Here is a 15,829-nt window from a genome sequence, read left to right on the forward strand (position 1 = left end):
CCTAACGTCGTCAACAACGCATCAGGTCCTGTCCGGCCGATCGGGCCGAGCCTGGCCTGATCGGCCGGACAGGACCTTTAGGGGGCCTGCGATGGATGTCTCCTTTCTCGGCGGTCCACAGCCCCAGCGGGGTATCGGCGTGGTCGCCCCGTTCGACTTCGCGCTGGACCGTGAACTGTGGCGATGGGTCCCCGACGATGTCTCCCTGCGCCTGACGCGTACGCCCTATGTGCCCGTTGAGGTCTCGCTCGACCTGGCCCGCCTGGTGAGCGAGCACGAGACGCTGCGCGAGGCCGTCCAGGCGCTCAGCGTGTCCGAGCCGGAGGTCCTCGCATACGCCTGTACGTCGGGCAGTTTCGTCGGTGGTCTCGCCGGGGAGCGGGCGATGTGCGAGGCGATGAGCGCGGCCGGCGAAGTGCCTTCGCTGACCACGTCCGGCGCCCTGCTCGAAGCACTCGACGAGCTGGGCGCCGCGCGTATCGCCCTGGTCACGCCCTATACGGAGTCGGTCACCCAGGCACTGGAGGAGTATCTGGGAGAAGCTGGGGTAACGGTCACGGGTCGCGCTTTTCTGGGGCTGACCCGGCACATCTGGAAGGTGCCCTACCGGTCGGTGGTCGACATGGCGCGGCAGGCGGTGGTGGGCGCGGCCGACGCGCTCTTCATCAGCTGCACGAATCTGCCGACGTACGACGCGATCCCGCAGCTGGAGGCCGAACTGAGGATGCCGGTGCTCTCCGCGAACCAGGTGACGATGTGGTCGGCGCTGCGCCGGATCGGGGTGCACGCGGTAGGTCCGTATCAGGGGCTGCTGCTGCAGCCGGAAGCCACCGAGCCCGCAGCACCTCCCGTCGAGCCCGCCTCGCCGTCGCATCCCCCTCAGCCCGAAGAACAGGAAGGCTGGACATGACCACGGTCGGACTTCTCTACCCCGGGCACTCGGCCGAGGACGACTACCCCCGGTTCGAGGTGCTGCTCGACAGCGACATCAGACTGCCCGTCGTCCACACCGACATCGGCGAGGACGCCCACCGCGTCGACGCGCTGCTGGAGATGGGGTCGGCCGAGCGGCTTGCCGCGGGTGTGGAGGAGCTGCGGCTGGCGGGCGCGGAGTCGGTGGTGTGGGCGTGCACCAGCGGCAGTTTCGTGTATGGCTGGGAGGGTGCGCACGAGCAGATCCGCGCGCTGGCCATGGCCGCGGGCATGCCCGCGTCGAGTACGTCCTTCGGCTTCGCCCATGCGGTACGGGCGCTGGGCGCGGTGCGCGTGGCGGTCGCCGCGACCTATCCGGAGGACGTCACGGCACTGTTCACCGCCTTCCTCAAGGCGTCCGGGGCCGAGGTGGTCGCGGACCGCGCGAGCGGGATCATCACGGCGGCCGAGGTCGGTGCCTGGGGCCGGGACGAGGTGCTCGAGCTGGCGCGCGCGGGTGACCATCCGGACGCGGAGGTGGTGCTGCTGCCCGACACGGCGCTGCACACCGCGGCGTACCTGGCGGAGCTGGAGGAGGCGCTGGGCAAGCCGGTCCTCACGGCGAACCAGGTCACGGTGTGGGAGGGGCTGCGGCTGGCGCAGCGCAGGGCGTGGGTGTACGGCCCGAAGCTCGGCACGCTCTTCCGGAAGCCGGACTGGATGACGGCCGGCGGGGAATAAAGCGGAGATGCCCTCCTGTTAGCTTCTGCCGTACGTAACTTCATGCGCAGGAGGGCCCATCCGTGGACGAGATACGAGGCACGGCGATCGGAACCGCACCCGTACCGCTGTCGGTACTGGACCTGGTCACCGTAGGCGTCGGCCGCACCGCCACCGACGCCCTGCGCACCAGCGTGGACATCGCCAGGCTCGCCGAGAGCCGCGGCTTCCACCGTCACTGGGTCGCCGAGCACCACTCGATGCCGGGCGTCGCCTCCTCGTCCCCGGCCGTGATCCTCGCCCACCTCGCCGCGCACACCGAACGCATCCGCCTCGGCTCGGGCGGCGTGATGCTTCCCAACCACGCGCCGCTGGTCATCGCCGAGCAGTTCGGCACGCTGGAGGCCCTGGCCCCGGGCCGGGTCGACCTGGGCCTCGGTCGCGCGCCGGGCACGGACGGGGCGACCGCCGCGGCCCTGCGGCGGACGGACCGACTGGGGTCCCCCATGCCGGCGGCCGGGGGAGATGGCGCGGACGACTTTCCGCAGCAGCTCGCCGAGCTGACCCGCTTCCTGGACGACGACTTCCCCGACGGGCATCCGTACGGCCGCATCCACGCCGTGCCCGGCCCGGTCCAGGGTCCCTCCGCCCGCCCGCCCATCTGGCTGCTCGGCTCCTCCGGCTTCAGCGCCCGGCTGGCGGGAGTGCTGGGGCTGCCCTTCGCCTTCGCCCACCACTTCTCGGCGCAGCACACCATCCCGGCGCTCGACCTCTACCGCGAGTCCTTCCGCCCGTCCGCGGTGCTCGACTCCCCGTACGCGCTGATCGGCGTCTCGGCGCTGGCCGCCGACGAGGAACGCGAAGCCCGCCGTGAGGTGCTGACGGGCGCGCTCTCCATGCTGCGGCTGCGCACCGGCCGCCCCGGGCTCATCCCCACGCCCGATGAGGCGGAGGCGTACCAATTCAGCTCCCTGGAGCGGGAGTTCGTGGACAGCTGGCTGGGCAATGTCGTTCACGGCACGCCGGACGCGGTACGCACCGGGCTCGACGACCTCCAGAAGCGCACCGGCGCCGATGAGTTGATGCTCACGGCCAATGCGCACGGCGGCGACGCGCGGCTGCGCAGCTATGAACTGATCGCGGACGCGTACGACTTGCCGGGTGGAGCGGTTCGTTCCTGAACCGTCTGTCCGCGGCTCCTTAACCGAGGCTTAAACCGCTCGTCACCGATGGTGGCGGGCGGTTCTGCGTTGGGGGTGCACGTCCCTGACAAGCGGTTTCTCGTCAAAATTGGTCTAGTCCTTGTTTTGTCCAGACCATTGACGCGGCGCTGGCCGGATCGCTATCTCTTTCTCCCACCCGCTTCGTTTTCTTCTTCAACTTCCGTTACACAGCCCCTCGGAGGAAGACCGTGCGCTCCCGTAAACCATTGCTCGCGGCCCTGACGACCGCGGCGCTCGCCGCAGGCGCCCTGGCCGGTTTCACCGGCCTCGGCACCGCCGACGCAGCCGCCCGCGACGATGTCACGACCGCCGCCGCGTCCACCGGCGGGGTGAAGATCGCGTACTACGACCAGTGGAGCGTGTACGGCAACGCCTTCTACCCCAAGCACCTGGACACCCGCGGCATCGCGAGCAAGCTCGATGTCCTCAACTACTCGTTCGGGAACATCCACCCCACGGACCTGACCTGCTTCGAGGCGAACAAGGCGGCGGGCGACGACGCCAACCCCAACGCCGGTGACGGCGCGGGCGATTCGTACGCCGACTACCAGAAGTCCTTCACGGCGGCGGACAGCGTCGACGGCGTGGCCGACACCTGGAACCAGCCGATCGTGGGCGTCTTCAACCAGTTCAAGGAGCTGAAGGCGAAGTACCCCAAGCTGAAGATCAATATCTCACTGGGCGGCTGGACGTACTCCAAGTACTTCCACGACGCGGCGCTGACGGACGCGAGCCGCAAGAAGTTCGTGGCCTCCTGCGTCAAGCAGTACATCGCTGGTGACCTGCCGGTCGAGGGCGGCTTCGGCGGCGCGGGCACCGCGGCCGGGATCTTCGACGGTATCGACATCGACTGGGAGTACCCGGGCTCGGCTGGCGGCCACCTCGGCAACCACTACGGACCCGAGGACAAGGCCAACTTCACGCTGCTGCTCGCGGAGTTCCGCAAGCAGCTGGACGAGTACGGCACGGCGCACGGCGGCAAGAAGTACCTGCTGACGGCGGCGCTGCCGGCCGGCCAGGACAAGATCAAGAACATCGAGACCGACAAGATCGGCGCGTATCTCGACTACGCGAACATCATGACGTACGACATGCACGGCGCCTGGGACTCGGACGGCCCGACCTACCACCAGTCGCCGCTGTACTCGCCGGCGTCCGACCCGACGGATGTGATCGCCCCGGGCACGCAGAAGTACTCGATCGACAACGCGATCGACTCCTGGCTCGACGGGAACACGGCGTACGGCATCGCCGGAGGCTTCCCGGCGAACAAGCTGACGCTCGGGTACGAGTTCTACTACCGCGGCTGGAAGGGTGTCCCGGCGGGCGCCAAGAACGGCCTCGCGCAGTCCGCGACGGGCGCGTCGGCGGCCCGTCCGATCAGCCAGCAGGCGGGCATCGCGCACTACAAGGAGCTCGGCGGGATCGTCGACAACGCGGCGACGACGTTCTGGGACGACGAGGCGAAGGCTTCGTACTTCTACAAGGACGGCGAGTTCTTCACCGGCCTCGACAAGCGCGCGATCCAGGCCCGTGCGGACTATGCGCACAACAGGGGACTGGCGGGCGCGATGATGTACTCGCTGCTCGGCCTGGATGCGAACGCGACGCTGTTCAACGACATCGTGACGGCGGTCGGCAGCTCTCCGACCACGCCGGACCCGACGCCGTCCCCGTCCAGTCCGACGCCGTCGCCCTCGAACCCGACCCCGTCCCCCTCCCCGAGCACTCCGCAGACCGGCTGCACGGCGGCTGCCTGGTCCAGCACCGCGGTCTACACGGGCGGCGGCCTGGTCTCCCACAAGGGCCACACCTGGAAGGCCCAGTGGTGGACGCAGGGCGAAGAGCCGGGCACGACGGGCGAATGGGGCGTCTGGCGGGACCAGGGCGCCTGCTGATGTAGCCGGGGCTCCGCGCCTTTGACCCCGCCGGGGCTCCGCCCCGGACCCTCCCCCCACGCCCGCCGGGCGTGGGGGGACCCCCGCTCCTCAATCGCCGGCGGGGCTTGAAAATCAAGCCCGTCCGGGGGTCCCCCCGGACGAAGTCCGGGGGAGATTGAGGACACCCCCCACAACCCCCGCCCCCGCCCGGAAGCCGCCCCTTCCGGCCGGGGGCGGTTCCAATTCCGCGCCCTCAGACCGCCGCCGCGCCCACCCCGAGCAGCTCCGCGATCCGCTCCGGCGCCACCGCCCGCGAGTACAGCCAGCCCTGCCCCGTGTCGCAGCCGATCCGCCTCAGCCGCGACGCCTGGCCCGCCGTTTCGACGCATTCCGCCGTGACCGTCAGGCCCAGCCGGTGCGCCAGTTGGACCATCGCCTCGACGATCGTCTCGTCCGCCGGGTTCGGGTGCGCCTCGTCCTGGAAGCCGCGGACAAACGATCCGTCGAGTTTCAGTACGGATACCGGAAGCCGGCTCAGATACGCCAGGTTCGAGTAACCCGTCCCGAAGTCGTCGATCGCGATCTGCACACCCATGTCGCTGAGCGCCTGAAGCGCCTGCAGCGGCCGGCCCGCCGAGCCCATCACCGCCGACTCGGTCAGCTCGAGCTGCAGCAGATGCGGCGCGAGTCCCGTCTCCGCCAGGATCTCCGCCACGTCCGCCACCAGGTCCGAGTCCCAGACCTGGCGTACAGCCACATTGACGCTCACGAACAGCGGCAGGGCCTGCGGGTGGTCCTTCTGCCACTGCGCGGCCTGGCGGCACGCCGTGCGCAGCACCCACTGGCCCAGCTGAACGATCGAACCGTCTTCCTCCGCAATTCCGATAAAACGATTCGGCGCCAGCGTCCCGAACTGCGGGTGGTTCCAGCGCACCAGCGCCTCCACGCCCCGCGTCACCCCGTCCGCCATCCCCACCAGCGGCTGGTACTCCAGCGCGAACTCCCCGCGCTCCACGGCCGGTCGCAGCATCGAGGAGAGCGCCTGCCGTGTCATCCGGTGCGCGTTGCGCTCGGGGTCGAAGAGGGTCCAGCGGGCCTTGCCGTCCGCCTTCGCCCAGTACAGCGTCGTGTCCGCGGCCTGCATCAGGGCGGTGGCGGTCGTCCCCGCCATCGCCCGTTCCACCACACCGATCGACGCCGAGACCGAAAGGCACTGCCCCACCAGGTCGAACGGCTGTTGCAACGCGGCCAGTACGGACCGCGCCAGATCGGCCAGTTGCTCCGTGCCGGTGGAGTCCTCGACGAGGATCGCGAACTCGTCGCCGCCGAGCCGCGCCACCAGATGGCCGCCGCTGCGGGTGAAGCCGTCGCCGTCCGCGCACGCGGTGAGCCGCGCGGCCACCGCCGCGAGCAGCCGGTCGCCGACCCGGTGCCCGAGCGTGTCGTTGACCGCCTTGAAGCCGTCGAGATCGAGGTAGCACAGCCCGATCCGCCCGGTCGAGCCCCGCTCGTACGCCGACGACTCGAGCGCCGACGACAGCCGCTCGAAGAACAGCGCACGGTTGGGCAGCCGTGTCACCGGGTCGTGCATCTGGAGATGCCGCAGCCGCGCATGCAGCTCGCGCCGGTCGCTGATGTCCGCGATGGAGAGCAGCACATTGCGGCTGTCGGGCACCGGAGCGACCGTGACCTCCGCCCACAGCGTCCGCCCGTCCGGGTGCTTGAGCCGCCGCGTACAGCGGAAGCGGGAGCGGCGGCCGCGCAGCACCTCGCGGTACGCGTGCCAGGTGCGGCGGTCCGACGCGAGGTCGACCAGATCCGCCGCGCACTGCTGTGCCACCTCCGCGGGCGCAGTGCCCAGCAGCGCCGCGAGAGCCGCGTTCGCGTTGACGACGAGGCCCTCCTGGTCCACGACCGCCATCGCCAGTTGCGCGGCGTTGAACGCGGCGCGGTAGTCACGCAGTTCGGCGACGGCTCGGCCGGAGTTGTGACGCTCCGTGACCGGCGGCCGCGTGCGGCCGGGGGCGGCGACTCCCGCGGGCCCTGTTCCTTCGGAGGTTCCGCTCACCGTCGCTCCCGCAGTGGGGTTGTGTCGTACACGGTCGTACCGATGTGGTCGGGAAGTAGAAATCGGGGAAAGTGTGCCGATCATAGAGGCTGCTTCTGGGCCGTTCCAGCGACAAGGCGTCGGGACGAGCCCGTCGCCACCTTCGGCCGATCGTTTCTGCACAGGTCGGAACCGTCCCGGATCCATGCTGACCGAATGTGACGTTCCGTGAGCCATCGGAGTGTCGGGCGAGTCGCTGGCCGACGTCGGGTCGGTCACCCGGGTGGGGCAGTGGAACAGGGCATACCACCCGAAACCGGAACAGGGTGGTTGAGGTGTCCCCCATTCCGTCGCCGGAGGTCCACGTGGAGGGTCAGCAGTCGTCCGAGGGAACACCCGGGGGAGTGGAACGCGCGCGCCTGCGCAGCGCCGCGGCCGCCCTCACCTCCCTCATGGCGCTCGCCGCCACGTCCTTGGTGGCGGGCCCCGCGGTGGCCAAGACCTCGGCTGCTCCGTGCGCGCTGTCCCGCACCTCCGCGCACCACTCCCTCGGCCTCGACAGCTGGGACACCGCGTATCCGCGCCCGTCCAGGGACCTCGACGCGGTCATGGTCTTCGTCTCGTTCCCGGACCATGTGCCGGTGAACGCGCCGGCCGAGATCGCGGCCGACCACTTCCCCGCCACCAGCGACTTCTACTCACGCGCCTCCTACGGGAAGTTCGTGCTGCGTTCGCATCCGCAGCACCGGTGGGTGACGATGCCGAAGGCCTCGACGGCGTACGGGATAAGGCGGGACTGGGACTCCGGGCAGCGCAGCGCATATCTGCGCGACGCGATCGCCGCGGCCGATCCGACGGTGGACTTCTCCCGCTACGACATCGTCTACCTGGTCGCCGACCCGGATGCGCCCGGCGTCGACTCCGACGCGACGAAGGTCGTCAACCTGGAACAGCCGCTGTCCGCCGACGGCACCGACATCAAGCGGGTCGTCACCGTCTTCGAGCAGCATCCGCCGGACCGCAACGTGCTGGCGCACGAGACCGGGCATGTCTTCGACCTGCCGGACCTCTACCACCGGCCGACGGACGGCAAGGGCGACTGGGACACGTATGTCGGCGACTGGGATGTGATGGGCAGCCAGTTCGGACTGGCCCCGGACTTCTTCGGCTGGCACAAGTGGAAGCTGGGCTGGCTGGACGGGCGGGCCGTGCGGTGCGTGACGAGGTCCGAGTTGATCACTCTGGAGCCGCTGGCGGCGGCGCCGGCCCCGGGCGGCAGCCTCGGCACGCGGCTCGCGGTCGTCAGGACGGGCGAGGGCACGGCGCTGGCGATCGAGGCGCGGGGGGCGACGGGAAATGACGAGACGACGTGTACGGAGGGGCTGCTGCTCTATCGCGTGCAGTCGGAGACCGCCTCGGGCGGCGGGCCCATCGAGGTGATCGACACCCACCCGGACACGGCGGCGTGCTGGGACCAGTCGGTGTATCCACCGCTGGCGGACGCGCCGCTGGGGGTCGGCGAGACGTTCACGATGCCGGGGACACCGGGGGAGCGGACGAGGGTGGAGGTGGCGGACCGTACGAGGACGGGCGCGTGGACGGTCAAGATCACGACGGCGTAGGCGGCGCGCCGGCCGGCGGGTGCGGGCGCGCTCCTGGTGCTGGTGCTGGCGGGGCTCCCGGCTTCCGGTCCTGGGCTCGGCAGCTCCCGGCTTCCGGCCCAGGTGCTCGGGGATCCCGGCCTCCGGCTCGCGGCCGTCCGGCTTCCGGTCCTGGGGTTGAGGGTCCTGGCTCCCCGCCCGCGGCTCGGCGGCGCTCGGCTTCCGGCCCAGGGTTTGAGGTCCCGGCTCCCAGTCGATCGGCTTCCGGCCCGCGGCCGTCCGGCTACTGGTCCCGGGCTCCGGTCCCGGGCTCGGCTCCCGGCCTCCGGCCCGCGGGTTCCGGTCCGGTCCCGGGCTTGGGGTCCCGGCGCCCGGCCTCCGGCCGGCACGCGCCCGGCCCGGCTGCCTCATCGGCGCACGAAAAAGCCCCCCGCTTTCGCGAGGGGCTTCTTCCGTCTGTGCGCCGCCAGGGACTCGAACCCCGGACCCGCTGATTAAGAGTCAGCTGCTCTAACCAACTGAGCTAGCGGCGCCTGCTGACGTCGTAGACCTTAGCATCCTGCTCGCCGCGAGGAAAAATCGATATACGGACGCTCGCCGACGACGCTGCGCGGGCCGCCCGTACGCACGCCCAGAGCACCACCTCGGGCCCCGGCAGCCACGGGTGCCGGGTGTCCGGAGCCACCAGCCAGCGCGGCCCCGGCGCACCGGGAACCCGGGTCAGCGGCGGGACGGTCATCGCGTCCCCGATGCCGTGACAGAGCAGCGGCGGCACGGCCTCGCCCCACTCCTCCCAGTCGAGCAGCGCCGGCAGCCGCTGCGCGGTGCCGGGCGCGACGAAGAGCAGCATCCGGCCGCGGTGCATGGCGACGGGGCCGGAGCCGGGCCCCTCCTCCCAGAGCCGGTCGAGCATGCGGCGCCCGAAGATCGTGGGCACGTTCACGACGTCGAAGACGGAGCCGCAGGGAAGCACGGCGGGAGCGGTGGGGCTGTCCTCCCAGAGGGAGAGCACGGAGCGCGGATACGCCCCGGCGGAGGCGAGCCAGTTCGCTCCGGGCGCGGTGACCTGGGTGACGTGGTGGCGGCTGTCCTCCCACGGGAGGGCGGAGGTGTCGGCCCGGCGCTCGTCGTCACCGGCGCCGGAAGTCAGCAGGGAGTCGTCTCGCAGCCATGCACTCATGCAGCAATATCTACTGGGAGTGACCGATCCGTTTCTGAGAGTTGAACAAATCGGGGACACGGCGCGCCCGGGAGCGGTATCTTGCGCCCCGGCATATGCCATGAGGCTGATGATCCCGGCATCGCGCTCCCGGCATTGCGCTTCGGGCTTGGCGCTCCCGGCATCGCGCTACTGCTGAGATCCGCCCCGGAGCAGGTCGCGGCCGAACTCGATCATCTTCCTTGCATAGTCCTCGGTCCACTCTGCCCGCTCGGCGATGTCCCCGGGCGTCAGCCGGTCGAAGTGGCGTGGATCTGCCAGCTGGGCCGCCGCGATGGCCTGGTACTCCAGCGCCCGGTCGGCCGCCGCGCGGAAGGCGAGCGTCAGCTCGGTGGCGCGCGCCAGCAGCTCCCCCGGGTCGTCCATCGACTCCAGATCGAAGAAGTGCTCCGGGTCCGCCGCGGCCTCCGAGGGCTCGAAGAGCAGCGGTGCGGGCCGCAGCCTTCGCTCGGTCCGCTCGTGCTCTGACATGCGCTTCCTCCTGCTCATTGCCTCCGGGCCACCCTCTATTCTCCAACTCCCCGCAAGTGGGCCTACGGGGCCCAGCTCACACGGTGTTCCGCCAGGTGTCCCAGGACCGCATGGTTGGCCTCCCAGCCATCGGGAAACTTGATCGTGACGCCCAGCTGGACCGGCTCCGTCGACGGGTGTTCGTCCAGCAGATCGCCGACGCCCGCCCGGCACACCACGATGCATGCGTGGCGGTGGCGCGACGCCAGCACGCACAGCCGGCCCGTCTCCAGGTGGAACGCCGTCGCGTCCGGGCGGCCCGACAGCGGGTGGAGGACGACCGTGACGTCGAACTCCCGGCCCTGCAGGCGGTTCGCCGTGTCCACGGTGACATCCGCGACGCCCAGCTCCGCGAGCGCCGCGCGGACCGCCGCCGCCTGATCGCGGTGGGCCGTGCCGACCGCGATCCGGTCGGCGGTCACCGGGACCGGCTCCGCGGACCGCTCGCTGGTGGCCGCGCCGCCGCGGTCCAGGAGCCGGCGGACGACCAGCGCCACGGCCCGTACCGCTTCGGGGTCGGTACGGGGAGTGTGCCGGGCGGGCAGTTCCAGCAGGCCCCAGCCCGACTCCGCCGCCTCGTCGAGCACCCGGTCGGGCCCCGATCCGTCCGACGGCACCCCGAAGGCGAGCCGCCGGTCGTCCGGGCCCGTGCCGCTGCGGAAGCGGGTGTACGGGTAGAACGCGTCGGAGACCAGCGGCGCGGCGGATGCCGGGAGCCGCCAGGAGACGGGCAGCCGGTGCTGCGGGAGCTCCGGATTGTGGGCCAGCAGCGTGGAGACGGCGCTCGCGGAGGGGTCGTACGACAGCCCGGCCCACTGGTCCGCGCCGACGATCGAGAACGGGTCGAGCTGCCCGGGGTCCCCCACGAACAGCGCGCGCTCGAAGAGCCCGGCGACGGCGAGCAGCGCGTCGGAGCGCATCTGGTAGGCCTCGTCGACGATGGCGTGCCGCCACGGCTCGACGCCCTGCACATGCGCCCACTTCGCGGCGGTCGAGATGACGATCTCCAGGCCCGCGAGGTCGCCCGCCTTGGCGGACTTGCGTACGTTGTCGAGCTCGTCGAGGGCCTTGTCGTACGGGTTGGGGTCATTGCTGTGCAGCCGCCCGACGGGCAGGTCGGGCTCCTTCTCGGCGAGCCGCACGACGAGGTCGTCCACCTGCGCGTTGGTCTGCGCGATGACCATCAACGGCCGTCCGGCCGCGGCGAGTTCACGTGCGGCGTGCACGACGAGCGTGGATTTGCCCGCCCCGGGCGGGGAGTCCACGACGACGCCGCGGTGGGCCCCATGAAGCGTGTCGCCGAGGATCGCCTCGGTGGCGCGAGCGGCCTCACCGGCGGGGTCGAAGCCGGCGGGGTCGAATGCGTGCCCGCTCACAGCAGGTCCTCCGGGGTCACGGGGTCGGGGTTCTCCGCGGCGGTGCCGGGAGGACCGCCGTGGGTCCACGGGGTCTCCTCCGGGGACGGGAGCTTCGGGCCGCCGCGTTGGTCATGCTCGAACAGGGTCCAGGCGATCCGCTCGCCCTTGTCCGGTACGGAGCCCTCCGCCGGGTCCTTGGAACGGCCCATGCGGTCCGTCAGCCGCAGCACCATCGTGCCCGGCTGCTCGTAGCGTACGAACTCCGCCGTCTGCGGCTTGCCGTCCAGGGAGCGGTACACCTTCGCCCGCTCGCCCAGATGCGGGCGGTCGTCCGTGCGGACCGTGAGCAGCGGGCGGGGGCTCGGGCGCTTCGAGTCGGACCAGGCCATCACCACCTCGGTCACCTCGCTCAGGAACGCCTCGCCCGCAAGCCTGCGCCCGGCCAGGACCAGCGGGTCGTCCAGGGCCTCCTGCGCCTCCAGTTGGGCCTGGGCGCTCTCGCGGGAGGCGAGCTTCTGCGCGGCGGTGACCGCGTCGTCGCGGCGCGGCTGCGGCGGCTCCCCGGCCCGGATGCGGTCGCGGTGCGCCGTGAACGACCAGCGGTCCCGCGTCCAGCGGTCCGCCGCGCGGGAGCCCTCCGGCAGCTCGCGCACCAGCTCCAGGCTGCGCCACACCGCGTCCCAGGTGGGCCGCAGCTGGGTCAGCAGCAGCCGGCGGATCTCCCGCTCGGCGGCTGCCAGTTCACCCAGCCGCGCATCTGCCACGGCGCCGTCCTCGGCCGCGCTCAGCGCCTGGCGCGCCCGGTCGTACCGCTCGACGGCCGGTGCCAGCAGCCTGTTGTCGAAGGCCGGGTCGGTCGCAGGCCCGGCCGGCGGGCAGCGCAGCTGGCCCGCAGCGTCCCGTGCGAGCTCGGCCCGCAGCGCAGCCTCCGCACCCGACTCGCCCTCGGGCACGTCGATCCAGGCGAGCAGCGCCCCCAGATGCTGGTCCTCCAGCGACGACTGGCCACTCGCCCAGTGCCGGTTCAGCAGATCGGTCGCGGCGAGCAGCAGTGATGACCCGGGCACCCGCGCCCGCTCGCCGTAGTGCGTCAGCCAGCGGCCCAGCAGTGGCACACGCGGCGGTGCGGGATGGGGCGCGTCGGGGTCCTGCTCGGCCGTACGGCGAAACCGCATCGACCGGCCGAGCAGCCGTACGAACTCGATGCCGGCCCGACCGGGCACGATCAACTGCGGGGCGTCCACGCACAGTTCGACCTCGACCTTGACCCTCTTGCCGGTCTCCGGGTCGGTCTCGCTGCGCTCAGCGGGCTCGACATCGTCTGCGTACACCTCCAGATGCGGCAGCAGGGCATCGGCAAGCTCGGCCAGGAACGTGAAGCGCAGATCGCGGTCGCGCGGCTGGGCGACCACCAGCAGCCGCGGCTCGTCCGCATCCGTGCCGACCAGCGCACCCAGCGGTGCGCCCGCCTCACCCGCCGTGGTGAGTGGCACGAAGACCAGCGGCCGCTCGGACAGATGCCGGTGCCGCACCGTCGCGAGCGGCTTCGCCCGCCCCGACTCCACGGCCTCGAGCCTGGCGAGTGTGGAGATCAGCGACATCCCGCAGCCCCCAGCACCTCGGCCCGCAGCGCCGCCGCCCGGCGCAGCGCCGCGACCGCCGGGTCGTCCGGATCACCTGCCGCACCGCGCGCCGCCGCCAGGACGTCGCCGATCGTCGTCAGACCGCCCAGCTCGCCGCGCACCCCGCGGCCCAGCGTCTCCACCGCGCCCTCCGAACGGGCCTTGTCCCGGCAGTGGAAGGCCAGTTCGCAGGCGGCCAGGCACTCGGGTGCGTACGCGGCGGACACCGACTCCACGGCCGCCGTCAGTTCGTGCGCCGGGCGCTCCAGATCGAAGGTCGTGCCCTCGGGCAGCACGGCGGCGATGTCCTCGATCCGGGTCAGCCGGGCCAACTGCCGCCGGGTGACCGACAGCTGCTTGCGCACGTCGACGACGGACGCGGTCGGCAGATTGGAGAAGTCCTTGGGGCAGACCAGCAGAATCCGGTGCGCCACCTGCGCGCCCTCCGTGAGGGCGGCGACCCGCTCCAGCGCCAGTACGTACACCGCGGCCTGGCGCGCGGCCGCGCCCACCTTCGCCGCGTCCGCCGATGCGTCGATCATCGGGAACGACTTGATCTCGACGACCGTCCACCGTCCGTCGGGCGCGACGACCACGGCGTCCGGCTCCAGATAGGCGGGGGAGCCCGCCACCTCCAGCGCCAGCAAGGGGTGGTCGAGCAGCGTCCACGCGTCTGCCGCGGTGGCCTCCCGCAGCGCCAGCGCCGTACGCGCGGCCCGGCCCTCGGGGCCCGCCGCCGACAGATCGGGCAGCCGGACCTCGGCCGGATCGTCCACGCCCAGCAGCCGCAGCAGCTCCTTGCCGCCGTCGGACTTGACCTTCGCCTCAAAGGCATTGCCCCGCATGAACGCGAACTGCGACTGCCCGAACGCCGCCGGCGACCCCAGCGCGGAGGCCAGCGCCGCCTTGTCGACCCCGGCGCCGTCCAGCAGCGCGCGCCGTCTGCAGCCGGGGTTGGCGGCCAGGGCTGCGAGCGCACGCGCGTCGAGCGGATGGGGCTGGGCGGCGGGGCCGCGCAGCTCAGCGAGCCGCTGCCGTAGTGCTGTCGTCGGCGCCTGCGGAGGTGGTCCGCTGTCCAGGGATTCGCTCACCCGCGGAAGTCTCGCATCCGCCACCGACAATCGTGGACTTCGAGCCGGAAGAGCCGGAAGGTGCGGAGATGAAGCGGGTGCGCACGCGGTCGGCGAGGCGCATCGCCGGGCGCGTCAGCAGCGCGCCGATGCACATGACCGCGACGCCCGCGACCGCGTCCAGGAAGTAGTGGTTGGCCGTGCCCATGACCACGAGCGTGGTGAGCAGCGGGTAGGCGACGCCGAGGACCTTCAGCAGCGGCGTACGCCCGTGGCGCCACAGCATCACACCGCACCACAGCGCCCAGCCGACGTGCAGACTCGGCATCGCCGCGTACTGATTGGTCATCGCGCCCATGCCGCGCGGCGCGCTCGCCTCGCCGCCCCACCAGCCGTACGAGCTGAACTGCGCCATCGTGTCGACGAAGCCCTGACCGGCGTCGAGGAGCCGTGGCGGGCAGGTCGGCAGAAGCGTGAAGCCGACGAGACCGAGGACCGTGGAGAGCATCAGCCAGGTGCGCGCGGCCCGGTACCGGGCGGGGCGGCGGCGGAAGAGCCAGACCAGGATGACCGGAGTGACGAGATAGTGCAGTGAGGCGTACGCGAAGTCGGCGGGGATGCCGAGGGCGGGGATCTTGGTGAAGAGGCGGTTGAGGGGGTGCTCGGCGTTCAGGTGGAGTGCCTTCTCGGCCCGGAGTATCGCCATGCCGTGGTCGACCGCGGTCGTCACATCGCCGCGGGCGAGCAGCCGGCCGGCCGAGTACGCCACGTAGACCACGGCGATCAGCGGCAGTTCGGTCCACCAGCGGAGCCGATGGCGAGGCGCGGTGTACGGCATCCGAACGTTCTCCATTTGTGTTCAGGCGACCATTGGCCAACGATCAACCGTACGGTGTACGAGAAAGCGCTCCGTCAGCGGGTCCCGGACTGCAACTGCCCTGCACCCGACCTGTAGAGGGACGCTCGGAGCGTCCACCAGGTTGCCCCGGCTTCAGGTGCGCGATGATGGAACGACACCGAATGTGAACCTCAGGAGAGCCCCCTCATGGCACCGCGCATCCTGCTCGCCCGGCACGGCCAGACCGAATGGTCACTGCTCGGAAAGCACACCGGCCGGACGGACATCCCGCTGCTGGAGGAGGGCAGGCAAGGGGCGAAACTGCTCGGCGAGCGGCTGCATCGGTCGCCGTGGTCGGGCCTGTCGGGCGTCGAGGTCCGGACCAGCCCGCTGCTGCGTGCGAGCGAGACATGCGCGCTGGCGGGGTTCGGCGAGCGGGCGTCCTCGTGGGACGCGCTGATGGAGTGGAACTACGGGGCGTACGAGGGTCTGACCCAGGCGGAGATCCAGGCGGACCGCCCGGACTGGTTCATCTGGCGCGACGGGGTCCCCGAGGGGGAGACGCTGTCGGAACTCGGCGCGCGGGCGGACGAGGTGATCGCGTGGGCGCGCTCGGCGGACCGCGACGTGCTGGTCTTCGCGCACGGCCACATCCTGCGGGTCCTGGGCGCGCGCTGGCTGAACGAGGACCCGTCGTTCGCCGCGCGCATCAAGCTGGACCCGACGTCGCTGTCGATTCTGGGCTGGGCGTACGGGGAGCCGGCGGTGGAGCGGTGGAACGACACGGGGCACATGGAGGTGTGAGGGGTCCGGGGCGGAGCCCCGGCCC

The 15,829-nt window shown here is 71.5% G+C and carries 13 protein-coding genes and 1 tRNA gene; 6 read left to right on the top strand and 8 right to left on the bottom strand.

The features are described from left to right. The first annotated feature begins 91 nt into the window (after positions 1-91). The 4 genes from OG729_RS24975 (at position 92) to OG729_RS24990 (ending at position 4,753) form a co-directional block, all read left to right on the top strand. On the top strand, positions 92-910 hold the full coding sequence (locus OG729_RS24975; protein ID WP_405808151.1) for a decarboxylase: 819 nt from the start codon (positions 92-94) through the stop codon (positions 908-910). Further along, complete coding sequence (locus OG729_RS24980; RefSeq protein ID WP_405808152.1) at positions 907-1,653, top strand: decarboxylase; 747 nt, start codon at positions 907-909, stop codon at positions 1,651-1,653. The genes OG729_RS24975 and OG729_RS24980 overlap by 4 nt, the downstream gene beginning before the upstream one ends. 62 nt (positions 1,654-1,715) lie before the next feature. Then, positions 1,716-2,813, top strand: coding sequence for an LLM class flavin-dependent oxidoreductase (locus OG729_RS24985; protein WP_360872524.1), 1,098 nt, complete (start codon positions 1,716-1,718; stop codon positions 2,811-2,813). Between the two features lie 230 nt (positions 2,814-3,043). Beyond that, on the top strand, positions 3,044-4,753 hold the full coding sequence (locus tag OG729_RS24990; RefSeq protein WP_405808153.1) for a glycosyl hydrolase family 18 protein: 1,710 nt from the start codon (positions 3,044-3,046) through the stop codon (positions 4,751-4,753). Between the two features lie 235 nt (positions 4,754-4,988). Here the strand turns inward: OG729_RS24990 and OG729_RS24995 are convergent, their stop codons facing one another. Continuing rightward, the gene (locus tag OG729_RS24995; protein WP_405808154.1) at positions 4,989-6,803 is read right to left on the bottom strand and encodes a putative bifunctional diguanylate cyclase/phosphodiesterase; all 1,815 of its coding nucleotides are present in this window, start codon (positions 6,801-6,803) and stop codon (positions 4,989-4,991) included. Between the two features lie 344 nt (positions 6,804-7,147). On the opposite strand from OG729_RS24995, the gene OG729_RS25000 reads away from it, so the two are divergent. Continuing rightward, a complete protein-coding gene (locus tag OG729_RS25000) occupies positions 7,148-8,404 on the top strand; it encodes a M6 family metalloprotease domain-containing protein (protein WP_405811270.1) in 1,257 nt (418 codons plus the stop codon). Positions 8,405-8,842: 438 nt separating this feature from the next. On the opposite strand, the gene OG729_RS25005 is transcribed toward OG729_RS25000, so the two are convergent. From OG729_RS25005 to OG729_RS25035, 7 genes are all read right to left on the bottom strand, one after another. Continuing rightward, positions 8,843-8,916: transfer RNA gene (locus OG729_RS25005), tRNA-Lys, on the bottom strand. Then, positions 8,907-9,563, bottom strand: coding sequence for a bifunctional DNA primase/polymerase (locus tag OG729_RS25010; RefSeq protein WP_360872516.1), 657 nt, complete (start codon positions 9,561-9,563; stop codon positions 8,907-8,909). The genes OG729_RS25005 and OG729_RS25010 overlap by 10 nt, the downstream gene beginning before the upstream one ends. Before the next feature lie 168 nt (positions 9,564-9,731). Continuing rightward, complete coding sequence (locus OG729_RS25015) at positions 9,732-10,073, bottom strand: hypothetical protein (protein ID WP_360872514.1); 342 nt, start codon at positions 10,071-10,073, stop codon at positions 9,732-9,734. Positions 10,074-10,135: 62 nt separating this feature from the next. Then, the gene (locus OG729_RS25020) at positions 10,136-11,488 is read right to left on the bottom strand and encodes an AAA domain-containing protein (RefSeq protein ID WP_405808155.1); all 1,353 of its coding nucleotides are present in this window, start codon (positions 11,486-11,488) and stop codon (positions 10,136-10,138) included. Beyond that, positions 11,485-13,071 carry a hypothetical protein gene (locus tag OG729_RS25025; RefSeq protein ID WP_405808156.1) on the bottom strand — a complete coding sequence of 529 codons (1,587 nt, stop codon included), beginning with the start codon at positions 13,069-13,071 and terminating at the stop codon, positions 11,485-11,487. The genes OG729_RS25020 and OG729_RS25025 overlap by 4 nt, the downstream gene beginning before the upstream one ends. Next, complete coding sequence (locus tag OG729_RS25030) at positions 13,062-14,183, bottom strand: hypothetical protein (protein ID WP_405808157.1); 1,122 nt, start codon at positions 14,181-14,183, stop codon at positions 13,062-13,064. The genes OG729_RS25025 and OG729_RS25030 overlap by 10 nt, the downstream gene beginning before the upstream one ends. Further along, positions 14,113-15,000, bottom strand: a complete 888-nt coding sequence (locus OG729_RS25035; protein ID WP_360872507.1) for a phosphatase PAP2 family protein — start codon at positions 14,998-15,000, stop codon at positions 14,113-14,115. Before OG729_RS25035 ends, OG729_RS25030 begins: the two co-directional genes overlap by 71 nt. A gap of 207 nt (positions 15,001-15,207) precedes the next feature. Here OG729_RS25035 and OG729_RS25040 point away from each other — a divergent pair, with 207 nt between their 5' ends. Further along, a complete protein-coding gene (locus tag OG729_RS25040; protein ID WP_360872504.1) occupies positions 15,208-15,804 on the top strand; it encodes a histidine phosphatase family protein in 597 nt (198 codons plus the stop codon). The last annotated feature ends 25 nt before the right edge of the window (positions 15,805-15,829 follow it).

Source organism: Streptomyces sp. NBC_00210, assembly GCF_045160975.1.
In the GTDB taxonomy this organism is placed as follows: Bacteria; Actinomycetota; Actinomycetes; order Streptomycetales; family Streptomycetaceae; genus Streptomyces.

Excerpts from the sequence above, each read along its gene's own strand:
- OG729_RS24975 (WP_405808151.1), top strand. The coding sequence starts at position 92 with ATGGATGTCTCCTTTCTCGGCGGTCCACAGCCCCAGCGGGGTATCGGC.
- OG729_RS24980 (WP_405808152.1), top strand. The coding sequence starts at position 907 with ATGACCACGGTCGGACTTCTCTACCCCGGGCACTCGGCCGAGGACGAC.
- OG729_RS25010 (WP_360872516.1), bottom strand. The coding sequence starts at position 9,563 with ATGAGTGCATGGCTGCGAGACGACTCCCTGCTGACTTCCGGCGCCGGT.
- OG729_RS25015 (WP_360872514.1), bottom strand. The coding sequence starts at position 10,073 with ATGTCAGAGCACGAGCGGACCGAGCGAAGGCTGCGGCCCGCACCGCTG.
- OG729_RS25025 (WP_405808156.1), bottom strand. The coding sequence starts at position 13,071 with ATGTCGCTGATCTCCACACTCGCCAGGCTCGAGGCCGTGGAGTCGGGG.
- OG729_RS25035 (WP_360872507.1), bottom strand. The coding sequence starts at position 15,000 with ATGCCGTACACCGCGCCTCGCCATCGGCTCCGCTGGTGGACCGAACTG.
- OG729_RS25040 (WP_360872504.1), top strand. The coding sequence starts at position 15,208 with ATGGCACCGCGCATCCTGCTCGCCCGGCACGGCCAGACCGAATGGTCA.